The organism is Klebsiella sp. S69, assembly GCF_016516145.1.
Taxonomy (GTDB): Bacteria; Pseudomonadota; Gammaproteobacteria; order Enterobacterales; family Enterobacteriaceae; genus Klebsiella; species Klebsiella oxytoca.
On the sequence record NZ_JACVUU010000024.1, the window covers coordinates 20,179 to 36,806 of the forward strand.

A 16,628-nucleotide genomic window follows, 5' to 3' on the forward strand; every position below is an offset into this window, starting at 1 on the left:
GGAACGACCTACGAATACACACCATGACGCAATCTTCATATAACGCTGATGCCATTGAGGTACTCACCGGGCTAGAGCCGGTTCGCCGCCGTCCGGGAATGTACACGGATACCACACGACCAAACCATCTTGGTCAGGAAGTTATTGATAACAGCGTGGATGAGGCTCTGGCCGGTCACGCGAAACGCGTGGAGGTCATTCTCCATGCCGATCAGTCGCTGGAAGTTATCGACGATGGACGCGGAATGCCGGTGGATATCCACCCTGAAGAGGGGGTTCCGGCAGTTGAACTGATTCTTTGCCGCCTGCACGCGGGAGGGAAGTTCTCCAATAAGAACTACCAGTTCTCCGGCGGCCTGCACGGCGTCGGGATTTCAGTGGTCAACGCCTTATCGAAACGCGTTGAAGTGAATGTGCGCCGCGACGGTCAGGTCTATAGCATCGCCTTTGAAAACGGCGACAAAGTGGAAGATCTCCACGTGACCGGCACCTGCGGTAAGCGCAATACCGGGACCAGCGTTCATTTCTGGCCGGATGAAAGCTTTTTTGATAGCCCACGTTTTTCCGTCTCGCGCCTTTCGCATTTGTTAAAAGCCAAGGCCGTTCTTTGCCCGGGCGTAGAGATTGTTTTCCGCGATTTGGTCAACGACAGCGAGCAGCGCTGGTGCTACGCCGATGGCCTGACCGACTATCTTAGCGAAGCGGTTAACGGCCTGCCTCTGCTGCCGGAAAAACCGTTCGTCGGCACCTTCTCTGGCGATACCGAAGCGGTCGACTGGGCGCTGCTGTGGCTGCCGGAAGGCGGCGAGCTGCTGACCGAAAGCTACGTCAACCTGATTCCTACCATGCAGGGCGGAACCCACGTTAACGGCCTGCGCCAGGGCTTACTGGACGCCATGCGCGAGTTTTGCGAATACCGGAACATCCTGCCGCGCGGCGTGAAGCTGTCGGCGGAAGATATCTGGGAGCGCTGCGCCTACGTACTCTCCGTGAAGATGCAGGATCCGCAGTTTGCCGGGCAAACCAAAGAGCGCCTCTCTTCACGCCAGTGCGCCGCGTTTGTTTCCGGAGTCGTCAAAGATGCCTTCAGCCTGTGGCTAAACCAGAACGTCCAGTCGGCAGAGCTGCTGGCGGAAATGGCGATCTCCAGCGCCCAGCGTCGCCTGCGCGCGGCGAAAAAAGTGGTGCGCAAAAAGCTAACCAGCGGTCCGGCGCTGCCCGGCAAGCTGGCGGACTGCACCGCCCAGGATTTGAACCGAACCGAACTGTTCCTTGTGGAAGGGGATTCGGCGGGCGGTTCTGCCAAGCAGGCGCGCGATCGCGAATATCAGGCGATCATGCCGCTGAAAGGTAAAATCCTTAACACCTGGGAAGTCTCTTCCGATGAAGTACTGGCTTCACAGGAAGTGCATGACATTTCTGTCGCCATCGGTATCGACCCGGATAGCGACGACCTGAGCCAGCTGCGCTACGGCAAGATTTGTATTCTGGCGGATGCCGACTCCGACGGTCTGCATATCGCAACCCTGCTGTGCGCGCTGTTCGTCAGACACTTCCGTAATCTGGTTAAACACGGCCATGTTTACGTGGCGCTGCCGCCGCTATACCGTATCGACCTCGGTAAAGAGGTGTATTATGCGCTGACGGAAGAAGAGAAAACCGGCGTGCTGGAACAGCTTAAGCGGAAGAAGGGTAAGCCAAACGTACAGCGCTTTAAAGGGCTGGGCGAGATGAACCCGATGCAGCTGCGTGAGACGACGCTGGATCCTAATACCCGCCGTCTGGTGCAGCTGATTATCAACGATGAGGACGAACAGCAGACGACTGCCATGATGGACATGCTGTTAGCGAAGAAGCGTTCTGAAGATCGGCGTAACTGGCTACAAGAGAAGGGCGATCTGGCTGAGCTGGACGGGTAATAAAAAAATCGGCCAGGGAACTGGCCGATTTATTTTGTGCGCTTAAATACCGGATTCCAGAATACGGATATTCATCTCCAGCACGTCGCCTTTAACGGCTTCACCGTAGGCTTTCATGTGCGGAGTCTGCAGGTGCGCTTCAAGATGCGCGACGCTTTCCCACTGCTCGACCATGACGATGGAGTCCGGCGAGGTGGTCTGAAAACTGACGCCAGCGGCGTGATCCACCAGCGGCGCATAGCCGTGACAGCCCTCTTCCTGGAGAACGGTCGGGGTAATTTTTGCGAACTGATCCAGCACCGCCTGACGATGGTGTTGCCCCGGACGAGTGCGAATTTCAGCAATCACTGTCAACATGGTTAACTCAACTCCTTCTGTGTATTCTCATCATACTTCAAGCAGCCGCCAGAGTAGCCGCGCTTGTCGTCTTTTCATAACTCAGTACAGTTAACCAAAAATTTCCGCCAGATGCTTGCGATATTCTGCCGTATAACGCGGAACATCGGGCATTTTGATCACATCGTTGGCGATGAAGGTCGGCAGGGCGCTCATCCCAAGGAACTGGTTAGCCTTATGGAACGGCAGGTAAACGCCGTCGACGCCGACGCCGTGGAAAAACTGATCTTTCTCGGTGAAGGCTTCCATCGGCGCATTCCAGGTCAGGGACAGCATATATTTTTTGCCCTGAATCAGGCCGCCGGAACCATATTTCTTATTGGCATCGGAGCGGGTGCGGCCATCGCTGGCGTACAGCGCTCCGTGACCTTCGGTAAAGACATCGTCGATGTACTTTTTCACCGTCCAGGGCGCGCCCATCCACCAGCCCGGCATCTGCCAGATAACCACGTCAGCCCAGAGAAAATTCTGCACCTCTTCTTTTACATCGTATTCGCTCTCGGCGCGGACGACCTTAACATCATGCCCGGCGTCGCGCAGATAACCATCCGCGACCTCGGTCAGGGTGTCGTTCAGCTGGCCGTTAGAGTGGGCGAATTTTTTCGCACCGTTGATAATCAGAATGTTGCTCATTTTTTATCCTCAACCTTTCAATTTTGTGAGTCATGTTACCCCGTCGGGCAGAGCGGTAAAATGAGCAAAATGTGCAAAGTCTTTTGCTTTTTTAGCAATAATAGCGCTACCAGCGAATGCGCGCTTCGAATCCGCCGTCCCGGGCGTTGCCGAAACTGGCCGTCATTCCGTGCAGCGCGGCGATACGTTTGACGATGGATAACCCAAGACCGCTGCCGGGTTGTTCCTGTCCCGGCGGGCGATAAAAGCGCTCGCCGATACGCGCCAGGGCTTCGGCGCTAATACCCGGGCCGTTATCGCGCACGCGAAATTCACCAGCTTCAAGCGTGATATCGACCTGACTTCCGGCGGCGCTATAGCGTACGGCGTTATCTAAAAGATTGCGCACCAGCAGGCTTAACAGCAGCGGCTGGCCGGTGCGTGCGACGTTATCCGCATTCAGATGCAGACGCAGCTCAACGCCAGCCTGCTGAGCGGGGTGGTACATCTCCATCACCGCCGACTGCAGCAGGTCGTCCAGGGCGACGCGCTGGATATCGTCCAGCTGCGCCAGCGAATCCAGGCGCGACAAAGTCAGAAGCTGATCGACCAGGCGGGTTGCGCGATCGATACCCTGGTGAAGCTGCGCCAGCGCTTTATCCAGCCCCTGCGGATCGTCCTTCGAAAGCTGGGCTACTTCAGTTTGCACCTTCAGCGCCGCCAGCGGACTGCGCAGTTCGTGGGCCGCATCGGATGTGAAGCGACGCTCGCGGATCATGGCATCATGCGTGCGGATAAACAGCTGATTTAGCGCGTCGACCAGCGGGCGAACTTCATTGGGCACGTTTTTATTATTCAGCGTTTCGGCGGAATCCGGCGCCCGGGCGCGCAGCGTGTTGGCCAGCTTTTTCAGCGGCGCCAGTTCCCGGCTTAACAGCACGATGAGTAGCAAAAACATAAGCGGCAGCGCAATCAGCCAGGGCGTGAGCTGGCTGGTGACGATATCCAGCGCCATCTCGCGACGGTAATCCCACTCCTGGCCGACAACGATACGATGGCGGCCGTCGCGGGTGGTGAGCCACAGAAAACGCCACTCGTCGTCATCGCCGCGCAGATAGCCGTCGCTGAATCCCTCCCGATTGCGGCCCCACGGGATATCCTGGCCATTCTCGCCATCGTTAAGCACCATCTTGCCATCGGTGGTAAAGATAGCGAAAGCCAGCGCGTCGTCGTCGAGATGACCGTGCTTGACCTTCTTCTTCTCTCGCACCTGCGAAGAGAGAGTGTGAAGCTCGTCAAAATTCATTGCGCTAAGGCGGCGGGCGAATAGCAGCTGCTGGGTATCGAAGAGCTTATCCAGCTTATCGGTCGTTTGTTGCCAGGCCACAAAGCTGGCGATGCCCCATGCGGCGCTGGTCAGCAGCAGGAAAAGGAGCGTCAGGCGAACGCGCAGGCTCAGTTTGCCCAGTCGTTTCATGCGTCCCCCAGGGTGTAGCCGATACCGTGAACGGTGCGAATGAAACCGCTGCCGAGTTTACGGCGTAGATGGTGGACGTGCACCTCTATCGCATTGCTGGAAACGTCGTCATCCCAGCTGTAGAGTTTTTCTTCGATCAGCTTACGCGGCAGCACGCGTCCGGCGTTACGCATCATCAGCTCCAGCAGAGCAAACTCCTTTGGCTTGAGCGCCAGGCTTTCGCCGTGCAGGGTGGCCGTGAGCCGGCCCGGGTCGAGAACCACGCTGCCGTGCCGCAGCTCGCTGCTGCTCTGGCCGTGGGCGCGGCGCATCAGCGCTTCCAGACGGGCGGCGACTTCAATCAGCGCAAAGGGTTTGCATAGATAGTCATCGGCGCCGAGCCGAAGCCCTTCAACCCGCTGGCTGAGCGCGTCGCGGGCGGTAAGGATCAGTACCGGTTCATGGCGGCCTTTGTCGCGCCATTCGCGCAGGATATCCAGCCCATCAATGCCGGGAAGGGTCAGGTCCAGAATAATGGCGTCATAGGGGGCGTTGTACAATGCGGCTTTTCCTTCCTCACCGCGGGTAAACCAGTCGACGCTGAATCCCATTTTTGTCAGCCCTGCCTTGAGGCCGTCACCGATCAGTTTATCGTCTTCCACCAATAAAATACGCATTCTCCTGCTCCTGTATCCCTCGGCTATTCCAGCAGTAAAGCGCGTTGCGGCGCGCCCTGTACAGGAATAAAATTTATTTTTTCCGCTTAAGAAGTTGTTAAGTTTTGCCCGGTGTAATAGTGACGATATAAACACAAAGGGAGAACACATCATGAAGAAAATCGCCGCAATGACCGCCATCATCGCTTTAGTTTCCATGCCGGTACTGGCTGCTGAACAGGGCGGATTTTCCGGCCCTGGCTCCACGCAAACCAGCCAGACAACCTCGCAAAATGGCGGGTTTATTGGCCCGAACGGGAGCGTAACGACGGTTGCGAATGCGAAAAGCCTGCGTGACGATACCTGGGTGACCCTGCGCGGTAAAATCGTGGAGCGTATTTCCGATGATCTGTATAAATTCCAGGACAGCTCCGGCACCGTCAACGTCGATATCGATCACAAGCGCTGGAACGGCGTGACCGTTACACCGCAGGATACGGTAGAGATCCAGGGCGAAGTCGATAAAGACTGGAACTCAGTGGAGATCGATGTAAAGCAGATTCGTAAAATCACCCCCTAATTTGCGAATCGCCTTCAGCCATAACTGAAGGATGCTCACGGAATTCCTCAACCGGCCTAACGCCCTGTGACTCAGGGCGTCAGATAGGGTATTATCGCCGGTAGTTTTGCCGTCCGAACGGCCGGTACGCAGATTGAGGATTCACGATTAATGAGCGATATGGCAGAGCGCCTTGCGCTGCATGAATTTACGGAAAACGCCTACCTTAACTACTCCATGTACGTCATCATGGACAGGGCGCTGCCGTTTATTGGCGATGGCCTGAAGCCGGTCCAGCGTCGCATCGTCTATGCGATGTCTGAACTGGGTCTGAACGCCAGCGCGAAGTTCAAAAAGTCCGCCCGCACCGTCGGCGACGTGCTGGGTAAATACCATCCCCACGGCGACAGCGCGTGCTATGAAGCCATGGTGCTGATGGCCCAGCCCTTCTCCTACCGCTATCCGCTGGTTGACGGTCAGGGAAACTGGGGGGCGCCGGACGATCCTAAATCCTTCGCCGCAATGCGTTATACCGAATCCCGTTTGTCGAAGTATGCTGAGCTGCTGCTGAGCGAACTGGGGCAAGGCACCGTTGACTGGGTACCAAACTTCGACGGCACTTTGCAGGAGCCGAAGATGCTGCCTGCGCGCCTGCCCAATATTCTGCTAAACGGTACTACCGGCATTGCCGTTGGGATGGCGACGGACATTCCGCCGCACAACCTGCGTGAAGTGGCCCGGGCGGCCATTACCCTGATTGAAAAGCCGCAAACCTCGCTGGATGACCTGTTGGATATCGTGCAGGGGCCGGATTACCCGACCGAAGCGGAAATCATTACCCCCCGTGCCGAAATCCGCAAAATCTACCAGAATGGCCGCGGTTCGGTGCGGATGCGCGCGGTATGGGCCAAAGAAGACGGCGCGGTGGTGATTAGCGCGCTGCCGCATCAGGTTTCCGGCGCCCGCGTGCTTGAGCAGATCGCCGCCCAGATGCGCAACAAAAAGCTGCCGATGGTGGATGATCTGCGCGACGAGTCGGATCACGAAAACCCGACTCGCCTGGTGATCGTCCCGCGCTCTAACCGCGTCGATATGGAGCAGGTGATGAACCACCTGTTCGCGACGACCGATCTGGAAAAGAGCTATCGTATCAACCTGAATATGATCGGGCTCGATAACCGTCCAGCGGTTAAAAACCTGCTGGAAATCCTCTCGGAATGGCTGACCTTCCGTCGCGATACCGTGCGCCGTCGTCTCAGCTACCGTCTGGAAAAGGTCCTCAAGCGCCTGCATATTCTTGAAGGTTTGCTGGTGGCGTTCCTGAATATCGATGAAGTTATCGAGATCATTCGTCACGAAGATGAGCCGAAACCGGCGCTGATGTCACGCTTCGGCCTCAGCGAGACCCAGGCGGAAGCGATTCTGGAGTTAAAACTGCGCCATCTCGCCAAACTGGAAGAGATGAAGATTCGCGGCGAGCAGAACGAGCTGGAAAAAGAGCGCGACAACCTGCAGGCCATCCTGGCCTCTGAACGCAAGATGAATAACCTGCTGAAGAAAGAGCTGCAGGCCGACGCCGACGCCTTTGGCGACGATCGCCGTTCGCCGCTGCGCGAGCGCGAAGAAGCCAAGGCGATGAGCGAGCACGATATGCTGCCGTCTGAGCCGGTGACTATCGTTCTGTCGCAGAGCGGCTGGGTACGCAGCGCCAAAGGTCACGATATTGACGCGCCGGGGCTGAACTATAAAGCGGGCGACAGTTTTAAATCGGCCGTGAAAGGGAAGAGCAATCAGCCGGTGGTCTTTATTGACACTACCGGGCGCAGCTACGCGATTGACCCGATTACCCTGCCGTCCGCGCGCGGTCAGGGCGAGCCGCTCACCGGTAAGCTGACGCTGCCTCCGGGGGCGACGGTTGAACATATGCTGATGGAAGCCGATGATCAAAAACTGCTGCTGGCTTCCGACGCAGGCTACGGATTTATCTGTACTTTCAACGATCTGGTGGCGCGCAACCGTGCCGGTAAGACGCTGATTAGCCTTCCGGATAACGCGCACGTGATGCCGCCGCTGGTAATAGAAGACGAATCGGACATGCTGCTGGCCATTACCGCTGCCGGCCGCATGCTGATGTTCCCGGTCAGTGACTTGCCGCAGCTGTCGAAAGGTAAGGGCAACAAGATTATTAATATTCCGTCGGCGGAAGCGGCTGCGGGCCAGGATGGCTTGGCGCATCTGTTTGTCCTGCCGCCGCAAAGTACGCTGACTATTCATGTCGGTAAGCGGAAAATTAAACTCCGTCCGGAAGAGCTGCAAAAAGTGACCGGCGAGCGCGGCCGCCGCGGCTCTCTGATGCGCGGATTGCAGAAAATCGATCGGATAGAGATTGATTCTCCGCGTCGCGCCTCTGCGGGCGGTAGCGAAGAGTAAGATGCACCTCCCTCGCGGTGAGGCGGGGGAGGTGAATATTTACCGCAAAAACGTTGTTTATTCAGGCATTGCGATTAACAATGTGCTCCCAGGGAACCTGTGCCCGGCCTGAATTGCGCTATGGCGTCAATCATTTGCTAAACAGCGAGTATAATTCTAAGCGGTTTGGGTTTTAGAGGTAGCTATGCTATTTATTTTTCGACTAATTATCGTTGTCATTTACTGTATTCTGGTGTGCATCTTCGGCTGTATCTATTGTCTGTTCAGTCCGCGTAATCCTAAGCACGTCGCCACCTTCGGTCACCTTTTTGGCAAGCTGTCGCCGGTCTTCGGTCTGAAGGTTGAACTCCGCAAGCCTGCCGATGCCGAAAGCTACGGTAACGCTATCTATATCGCTAACCACCAGAATAACTATGATATGGTGACGGCATCGAATATCGTACAGCCGCCGACCGTTACGGTAGGTAAAAAAAGCCTGGCGTGGATCCCTTTTTTCGGCCAGCTCTATTGGTTGACGGGGAATCTACTGATTGACCGCAATAACCGGACAAAAGCGCACGGCACCATTGCAGAAGTCGTGAACGCATTTAAAAAGCGCAAAATCTCTTTTTGGATGTTTCCGGAAGGGACTCGTAGCCGCGGTCGCGGTTTGCTGCCTTTTAAAACCGGTGCCTTTCATGCGGCTATCGCGGCGGGCGTACCCATTATTCCGGTATGCGTGTCTAATACTTCGAATAAAATTAAGCTCAATCGCCTGAATAACGGTCTGGTGATTGTCGAAATGCTGCCGCCGGTCGACACCAGCCAGTACGGGAAAGAGGGCGTCCGCGCGCTGGCGACGCACTGTCGCGAGCTGATGTCCGCGAAAATTGCCGAGCTGGATAAAGAAGTTGCCGAACGCGAAGCGGCCGGCAAGAAATAACACCGGAAACGCCGCAAACGGCGCGCGTATTGCTGGCGGGAAAAGAATTCCCTTATTCATTAGTCAGTGTCTCATGGAGTTAATATGTCACTCAGTCGGCGTCAGTTCATTAAGGCTACAGGCGTAGCGCTGTGCGCAGGCGCCGCGCCGCTGAAGGCACAGGCTGCTGGTCAGCAGCCCGCGCTGCCGATTCCTCCTTTGCTTGAGTCCCGCCGCGGGCAGCCGCTATTTTTGACGCTACAGCGTACGCACTGGTCGTTTACGCCGGGCACCCGCGCATCGGTGTGGGGGATTAACGGCCGCTACATGGGGCCAACCATCCGCGTCTGGAACGGCGACGATGTGAAGCTGATCTACAGCAACCGCCTGACGGAAAACGTCGCGATGACGATACGCGGTCTGCAGGTTCCCGGTCCGCTGATTGGCGGTGCGGCGCGTATGATGTCCGCCAACGCCGACTGGGCTCCGGTGCTGCCGATCCGCCAAAGCGCGGCGACGCTGTGGTATCAGGCCAACACGCCAAACCATATGGCGAAACAGGTTTATAACGGTCTTGCCGGGATGTGGCTGGTAGAAGATGAGGTTAGCAAGAATTTGCCGATCCCTAACCACTACGGTGTGGATGATTTCCCGGTGATTATTCAGGACAAGCGCCTGGATAACTTCGGTACGCCTGAATATAGCGAACCCGGCAGCGGCGGCTTCGTTGGCGATACGCTGCTGGTGAACGGCGTGCAGGGGCCTTTTGTTGAAGTGTCGCGCGGCTGGGTGCGCCTGCGTCTGCTGAATGCGTCTAACTCCCGGCGCTACCAGCTGCAGATGAGCGATGGTCGGTTGCTGCACGTCATCTCCGGTGACCAGGGGCTGCTTCCGGCGCCGGTTTCGCTGAAGCAGCTGTCGTTGGCTCCGGGCGAACGGCGCGAAATCCTGGTCGACATGACCAACGGCGATGAGGTGTCGATAACCTGCGGGGAAGCGGCGAGTATCGTCGATCGTATTCGCGGTTTCTTCGAACCATCGAGCATCCTGATTTCAACGCTGATTCTGACTTTGCGCCCGACGGGCCTGCTGCCGCTGGTGACCGATAGCCTGCCTGTGCGCTTGCTGCCTACGGAAATGCTGGCCGGCGCGCCGATCCGCAGCCGCGATATTACGCTTGGCGACGATCCGGGAATCAACGGCCAGCTGTGGGATCCGCAGCGTATTGATATTACGGCGCAGCAGGGAACCTGGGAGCGCTGGACGGTGCGCGCCGACCGGCCGCAGTCGTTCCATATTGAAGGCGTCATGTTCCAGGTGCGTAATGTGAACGGTTCTGCGCCGTTCCCGGAAGACCGCGGCTGGAAGGATACCGTCTGGATCGACGGGCAGGTTGAGCTGTTGGTCTATTACAACCAGCCCTCCTGGCCGCACTTTCCGTTCCAGTACTTAAGCCAGACGCTGGAGCTTGCCGACCGCGGCTCCATTGGCCAGATTCTGGTGAATCCGGCGCCGTAATTTATTTTGTCCCGGCCTGCTGCTGGCCGGGATTGGAAAAACCTCCTTCATTTCTCCCATCGTTCCGGCTTATAATCGCCGCCCTTTTTGATTATTTTTTTATCATTTTCCCCGGAAGCAATATGAGCGCAATATCCCTGATCCAACCGGATCGTGACCTTTTCTCCTGGCCGCAGTACTGGGCCGCCTGTTTTGGCCCCGCGCCTTTTCTGCCAATGTCGCGAGAAGAGATGGATCAACTTGGCTGGGATAGCTGCGACATCATCCTGGTGACTGGCGATGCTTATGTCGATCACCCGAGCTTCGGGATGGCGATTTGCGGACGCATGCTGGAATCCCAGGGATTCCGCGTGGGGATTATTTCCCAGCCGGACTGGAACAACAAAGATGACTTTATGCGTCTGGGTAAACCGAACCTGTTCTTCGGCGTGACAGCCGGTAACATGGACTCGATGATCAACCGCTACACTGCCGACCGTAAGCTGCGCCATGACGATGCCTACACGGCGGGTAACGTGGCCGGTAAACGCCCGGATCGCGCTACGCTGGTCTACACTCAGCGCTGCAAAGAGGCATGGAAAGATGTCCCGGTGATCCTCGGGGGTATCGAAGCCAGCCTGCGCCGTACCGCGCACTATGACTACTGGTCCGATACCGTGCGCCGTTCGGTGCTGGTGGACTCTAAGGCCGATATGCTGATGTTCGGCAACGGCGAGCGTCCGCTGGTGGAAGTGGCGCACCGTCTGGCCGCCGGCGAGCCTATCGGGCAAATTCGCGATGTACGCAACACCGCCATCATGGTGAAGGAAGCGCTGCCTGGCTGGAGCGGGGTGGACTCCACGCGTCTGGACACGCCGGGCAAAATCGACCCGATCCCGCATCCGTACGGTGAAGATCTACCGTGCGCGGATAACAAAACCGTCGCGCCGCCAAAGCAGGAAGCGAAGCGCGTTACCGTTCAGCCGCCGCGTCCTAAGCCGTGGGAGAAGACCTACGTCCTGCTGCCTTCCTTTGAGAAAGTAAAAGGCGATAAAGTTCTCTACGCGCATGCCTCGCGCATTCTGCACCATGAAACTAACCCCGGCTGCGCCCGGGCGCTGATGCAGAAGCACGGCGAGCGCTATATCTGGATTAACCCGCCCGCCATTCCGCTCTCAACCGAAGAGATGGATAGCGTGTTTGCGCTGCCCTATAAGCGCGTTCCGCATCCTTCTTACGGCGATGCCCGCATTCCGGCCTATGAGATGATTCGCTTCTCCATTAACATCATGCGCGGCTGTTTTGGCGGCTGTTCGTTCTGCTCGATTACCGAGCATGAAGGTCGGATCATTCAGAGCCGTTCCGAAGATTCGATCATCAATGAAATCGAAGCGATTCGCGATACGGTGCCCGGCTTTACCGGTATTATTTCCGATCTTGGCGGCCCGACGGCCAACATGTATATGCTGCGCTGCAAGTCGCCGCGCGCCGAGCAGACCTGCCGCCGCCTGTCATGCGTTTATCCGGATATCTGCCCGCATATGGACACCAACCATGAGCCGACGATTAACCTTTACCGTCGCGCCCGCGATCTTAAAGGCATCAAAAAGATCCTCATCGCATCCGGCGTTCGTTACGACATTGCGGTTGAAGATCCGCGCTACATCAAAGAGCTGGCCACCCACCACGTCGGCGGTTATCTGAAGATTGCTCCTGAACATACCGAAGAGGGGCCACTGTCGAAGATGATGAAGCCGGGTATGGGCAGCTACGATCGCTTTAAGCAGTTGTTCGATACTTATTCGAAGCATGCGGGTAAAGAGCAGTATCTGATTCCATACTTTATTTCCGCCCACCCGGGGACGCGAGATGAAGATATGGTGAATCTCGCGCTGTGGCTGAAGCAGCATCGTTTCCGCCTGGATCAGGTGCAGAACTTTTATCCGTCGCCGCTGGCGAACTCGACCACCATGTATTACACCGGCAAGAACCCGCTGGGTAAGATTGGCTATAAGAGTGAGGATGTGGTGGTGCCGAAGGGCGACAAACAGCGCCGCCTGCACAAGGCGCTGCTGCGCTATCACGATCCGGCCAACTGGCCGCTGATCCGTCAGGCGCTGGAAACGATGGGTAAAAAGCACCTGATCGGCAGCCGTCGCGATTGCCTGGTACCGGCGCCGACGCTGGAAGAAATGCGCGAGGCGCGTCGCCAGAACCGCCATACCCGACCGGCGCTGACGAAGCATACGCCGATTGTGCACCAGCGTTCGAACGGCGGGGCGACGGCGAAGAAGCCCGTAAAACGCGGCAAGGTTGCCGGTCGTTAAGCCTGCAGTATTGCCCGGTGGTGCCTCGCTGACCGGACCTGATCATCCCGGGCCCGGTCAGCCGCTTGCCAAACGGCAAAGCAAATTCTATGGCTATGCTTCTCTGATTCTGGCCGCCAGCGCTGCCAGCTTTTCATCATCCGCCCGCTCGTGATCGTGGGAGGAGAGATAGCCTTCATATTGCGCAAAAAACTTAGTCTGACGCGACTCGATCGGCCGCCATTGGGACATATCCCCGGTGCCGTGCATTGGACTGAGTTTGCTGTGGACATGGTCAACGCCATAGCCTTCAAAAAACATCCCCGTACGTCCCACGTCGTCGAAGGATTTATCCAGAAGCTTTGCCACCTTCTGCGTCGCCAGCACCAGGTCGGCCAGCGCCTGCGGCGGCATATCAAACGCATAGCTGGGATAGTGCTTCTTCGGGATCACGACCGTAAAACCGTCGGTATTTGGATAAATGGAGAGAAAGGCGAGGTGGTGCTCATCTTCCCACACCTTGTGGCAGGGGGCTTTCCCCTCAACAATTTGACAGAAAATACAGCTCATCAGCACGCATCCATTTGATTGCAATAAGCCATAAATGTACGTGGTTTTAGCCGGACTGAAAAGCGATGCTCCGCCGGGATCCGACGGAGCAGGAAGGATTAGCCGCCGAACTGATCCGGGTCAGGCCCGAGGCGTTTGTTTTTGTCCAGCTTAGTGATTTCACTCAATTCATCTTTATCGAGACGGAAGTCCCAGACGTTAAAATTCTCGGCGATGCGCGACGGCGTCACGGATTTCGGGATCACCACCAGGCCGCTATCGAGGTGCCAGCGGATGACGATTTGCGCCGGCGTTTTGCCGTATTTGTCCGCCAGTTGGTGAATAATTTTCTGATCGAATACCCCTTCACCGCCCTGTGCCAGCGGGCTCCAGGACTCGGTCTGAATTTTATGCGTCGCATTCCAGGCATGCAGCTGACGCTGCTGCAGCAGAGGATGCAGTTCAATCTGGTTTATCACCGGGGCGACGCCGGTTTCATCAATGATTTTTTGCAGATGGTGGACCTGGAAATTACAGACGCCGATGCTTTTCGCCAGCCCTTGCTGCTGAAGCTCAATTAAGCTTTTCCAGGCATCAACGTAATGGTTCGTAGCCGGCACCGGCCAGTGAATGAGGTATAAGTCGACGTAGTCGAGTTTGAGTTTTTTAAGGCTTTCCTGCAGCGCTTCACGGGGCTGCTTTTGATCGTCATTCCACAGCTTCGTGGTGACGAACAGCTCATCGCGGGCGACGCCTGCGCTGCTCAGTGCATTGCCGACGCCGGTTTCATTCTGGTATACGGCGGCGGTGTCAAATGAGCGATAACCGACTTCCAGCGCCTTATGAATGGCGGAGACGACTTCCTCGTTGCCTGCTTTCCACACGCCGAGCCCCAGCTGCGGCATCAGGTTGCCGTCGTGTAGTTTTATAACGGTTGGATGTGTCATGCCTTCCTCCTGTTAATGAACTCAGCGGGACAGAATCCGCTGAGGGGTAGCATTAAGTCTGGACGAAATAGCTAAAAACGGTAGTTAAACTCCTCTCCTTTGCGCTAGTTTACGCGTCGGAGAGGGCGTTGATTAGCGTGCAGCCTCGTAAATACGGCGGCTGACGTCCAGAGTAATATCCTGATTTTCACCCAGTTGGGTCATACCGTGCTCCTCCAGTTTCGCCAGCAGCGCCGGGATGGAGCTACCATCCAGACCGTAGGCGGAAAGGCGAGTCGGGACGCCCATGCGTTCGAAGAAATCACGCGTTGCGGCGATGGCGGCATCAATACGCTCTTCTTCAGAACCTTCGGTGATGTTCCAGACGCGAGCGGCGTACTGCAGCAGTTTAGCGCGTTTAGCCTCGCGTTTTTCATTCCACAGCGCCGGCAGAACGATGGCCAGCGTCTGCGCGTGATCGAGCCCGTGCATGGCGGTCAGTTCGTGGCCCAGCATGTGCGTCGCCCAGTCCTGCGGTACGCCTGCGCCGATCAGGCCGTTCAGCGCCTGGGTGGCGGCCCACATAATATTGGCGCGAACGTCGTAGTTTTCCGGCTCTTTCAGCGCCTTCGGACCGTCTTCCACCAGGGTCAGGAGAATGCCTTCGGCGAAACGGTCCTGGATTTTACCGTCGACCGGATAGGTGACGTACTGCTCAACGGTATGGACGAATGCGTCAACGACGCCGTTAGCCACCTGGCGCGGCGGCAGGGTGTAGGTGTAAACCGGATCCAGAATAGCGAACACCGGCTGGACGTGGGTGGACATAAACGCGCGTTTGTCGCCGGTGGTTTTACGCGAGATCACCGCGCCTTTATTAGATTCGGAACCGGTCGCAGGCAGCGTCAGCACGGAGCCCATCGGGATAGCGCTGGCCACTTTGCTGCCGTAGGTTTCGAGAATTTCCCACGGATCGATACTGGCATCGTAGTGGGCCGCCGCGGCGATGAATTTAGTGCCGTCGAGAACGGAGCCGCCGCCCACCGCCAACAGGAAAGTGATCTTTTCATCACGCGCGATTTTCACCGCGTTCATCAGCGTTTCGTAGGACGGGTTTGGCTCGATGCCGCCAAATTCCCGAACGTCAATGCCGTTCAGCGCGCTGAGAACCTGATCAAGCACGCCGGTTTTCTTCACGCTACCGCCGCCGTAGGTGACAAGCACACGTGCATCCGCCGGGATTTGATCGCGCAGATTTTCAATCGCGCCTTTACCGAACAGAATGCGGGTTGGGGTATGTAGGTCGAAATTATTCATGGCTGGTGCCCTCAAATAGATAAAACCGCCAACAGAGACAATACCTCTGCCAGATGACGGACATTGTGTTCCCGCGGGCCGTTCCCCTCAATGCACATTCCTGCCGTTGTCTTGCCCATTTCTCTTTGTAGCTGGAGAAATTCGCCGGAAGTGCGCACAATGCGAAGGTATAAAAACGTTCGGAGAAGCACGATAAATGAACCGCGCTGAGATATGCCAGCTATTAACGCATAAGGTTAATCAGCTGAAAGATAAAGAAGAAATGCTTAATGGTCTGCTGCCGGATATCCGCCTGCTGTACGGCACTCAGCCGGGGACGCGTACGCCGGTCATGTACCAGCCGGGGATCGTTTTTCTCTTTTCCGGGCATAAAATTGGCTATATCAATGAGCGTACCTTCCGCTATGACACCAATGAGTATCTGCTGCTGACGGTTCCGCTGCCGTTTGAGTGCGAAACTTTTGCCACCCCGGAAGTACCGCTGGCGGGAATAAGGCTGAATGTCGATATTCTTCAACTGCAAGAACTGCTGATGGATATCGGGGAGGATGAGCAGTTTCAGCCGTCCATGGCGTCAAGCGGGATCAACTCTGCGGTGCTGTCCGAAGAGATTCTGTGCGCGGCGGAGCGGCTGCTGGATGTGATGGAACGCCCGCTTGACGCGCGCATTCTTGGCAAACAAATTATCCGCGAAATTCTCTATCACGTGCTGACCGGGCCGTGCGGGGGAGCGCTGCTGGCGCTGGTCAGCCGTCAAACCCACTTCAGCCTGATCAGCCGCGTGCTGAAGCGCATCGAAAGCCAGTACACTGAGAACCTCAGCGTCGATCAGCTGGCGGCTGAGGCCAATATGAGCGTCTCGGCGTTCCACCATAATTTTAAATCGGTTACCAGCACCTCCCCGCTACAGTATCTGAAGACTTATCGCCTGCATAAAGCGCGCATGCTGATGATCCACGACGGCATGAAAGCCAGCGCGGCGGCGATGCGGGTAGGGTATGAGAGCGCATCGCAGTTCAGCCGCGAGTTTAAGCGTTATTTCGGCATGACGCCGGGAGAGGATGCGGCACGCATCAGGACAATACAGGGGATGTAATAACGATC

The 16,628-nt window shown here is 56.7% G+C and carries 13 protein-coding genes and 1 pseudogene; 7 read left to right on the forward strand and 7 right to left on the reverse strand.

What is annotated here, in order from left to right; translation table 11 throughout:
* Window positions 1-23 precede the first annotated feature (23 nt).
* Window positions 24-1,919 (forward strand): DNA topoisomerase IV subunit B, encoded by a 1,896-nt coding sequence (gene parE / locus IAE27_RS21850; RefSeq protein WP_004105850.1) that lies wholly within the window; start codon window positions 24-26, stop codon window positions 1,917-1,919.
* 42 nt (window positions 1,920-1,961) lie between these two features.
* Here parE and IAE27_RS21855 read toward each other — a convergent pair whose 3' ends face one another.
* The 4 genes from IAE27_RS21855 to qseB form a co-directional block, all read right to left on the reverse strand.
* Window positions 1,962-2,276 (reverse strand): putative quinol monooxygenase, encoded by a 315-nt coding sequence (locus IAE27_RS21855; protein WP_004105848.1) that lies wholly within the window; start codon window positions 2,274-2,276, stop codon window positions 1,962-1,964.
* A 90-nt stretch (window positions 2,277-2,366) separates the two neighbouring features.
* Window positions 2,367-2,948, reverse strand: a complete 582-nt coding sequence (locus IAE27_RS21860; protein WP_154022534.1) for an NAD(P)H-dependent oxidoreductase — start codon at window positions 2,946-2,948, stop codon at window positions 2,367-2,369.
* A 106-nt stretch (window positions 2,949-3,054) separates the two neighbouring features.
* Complete coding sequence (qseC, locus tag IAE27_RS21865) at window positions 3,055-4,404, reverse strand: quorum sensing histidine kinase QseC (protein ID WP_017145413.1); 1,350 nt, start codon at window positions 4,402-4,404, stop codon at window positions 3,055-3,057.
* Entirely contained in the window at window positions 4,401-5,060 is a 660-nt protein-coding gene (gene qseB / locus IAE27_RS21870; RefSeq protein WP_070556253.1) for a quorum sensing response regulator transcription factor QseB, read from the reverse strand. The genes qseC and qseB overlap by 4 nt, the downstream gene beginning before the upstream one ends.
* Window positions 5,061-5,211: 151 nt before the next feature.
* Here qseB and IAE27_RS21875 point away from each other — a divergent pair, with 151 nt between their 5' ends.
* From IAE27_RS21875 to IAE27_RS21895, 5 genes and pseudogenes are all read left to right on the forward strand, one after another.
* Complete coding sequence (locus tag IAE27_RS21875) at window positions 5,212-5,619, forward strand: YgiW/YdeI family stress tolerance OB fold protein (RefSeq protein ID WP_004105835.1); 408 nt, start codon at window positions 5,212-5,214, stop codon at window positions 5,617-5,619.
* A 150-nt stretch (window positions 5,620-5,769) separates the two neighbouring features.
* Window positions 5,770-8,028, forward strand: a complete 2,259-nt coding sequence (parC, locus tag IAE27_RS21880) for a DNA topoisomerase IV subunit A (protein WP_004105833.1) — start codon at window positions 5,770-5,772, stop codon at window positions 8,026-8,028.
* Window positions 8,029-8,212: 184 nt separating this feature from the next.
* Entirely contained in the window at window positions 8,213-8,950 is a 738-nt protein-coding gene (gene plsC, locus IAE27_RS21885; RefSeq protein WP_004115619.1) for a 1-acylglycerol-3-phosphate O-acyltransferase, read from the forward strand.
* An 84-nt stretch (window positions 8,951-9,034) separates the two neighbouring features.
* The gene (gene ftsP / locus IAE27_RS21890) at window positions 9,035-10,447 is read left to right on the forward strand and encodes a cell division protein FtsP (protein ID WP_154022535.1); all 1,413 of its coding nucleotides are present in this window, start codon (window positions 9,035-9,037) and stop codon (window positions 10,445-10,447) included.
* A 31-nt stretch (window positions 10,448-10,478) separates the two neighbouring features.
* A pseudogene (locus tag IAE27_RS21895) lies at window positions 10,479-12,720 on the forward strand (YgiQ family radical SAM protein); the annotation flags it as partial.
* Between the two features lie 126 nt (window positions 12,721-12,846).
* On the opposite strand, the gene IAE27_RS21900 reads toward IAE27_RS21895, so the two are convergent.
* The 3 genes from IAE27_RS21900 to yqhD form a co-directional block, all read right to left on the reverse strand.
* Entirely contained in the window at window positions 12,847-13,302 is a 456-nt protein-coding gene (locus tag IAE27_RS21900; protein ID WP_004105825.1) for an HIT family protein, read from the reverse strand.
* A 98-nt stretch (window positions 13,303-13,400) separates the two neighbouring features.
* The gene (gene dkgA / locus IAE27_RS21905) at window positions 13,401-14,228 is read right to left on the reverse strand and encodes a 2,5-didehydrogluconate reductase DkgA (protein WP_004105823.1); all 828 of its coding nucleotides are present in this window, start codon (window positions 14,226-14,228) and stop codon (window positions 13,401-13,403) included.
* 132 nt (window positions 14,229-14,360) lie between these two features.
* The gene (gene yqhD, locus IAE27_RS21910; protein WP_017145414.1) at window positions 14,361-15,524 is read right to left on the reverse strand and encodes an alcohol dehydrogenase; all 1,164 of its coding nucleotides are present in this window, start codon (window positions 15,522-15,524) and stop codon (window positions 14,361-14,363) included.
* Window positions 15,525-15,720: 196 nt separating this feature from the next.
* On the opposite strand from yqhD, the gene IAE27_RS21915 reads away from it, so the two are divergent.
* Window positions 15,721-16,620, forward strand: a complete 900-nt coding sequence (locus IAE27_RS21915) for an AraC family transcriptional regulator (protein ID WP_004115613.1) — start codon at window positions 15,721-15,723, stop codon at window positions 16,618-16,620.
* Window positions 16,621-16,628: the final 8 nt, after the last annotated feature.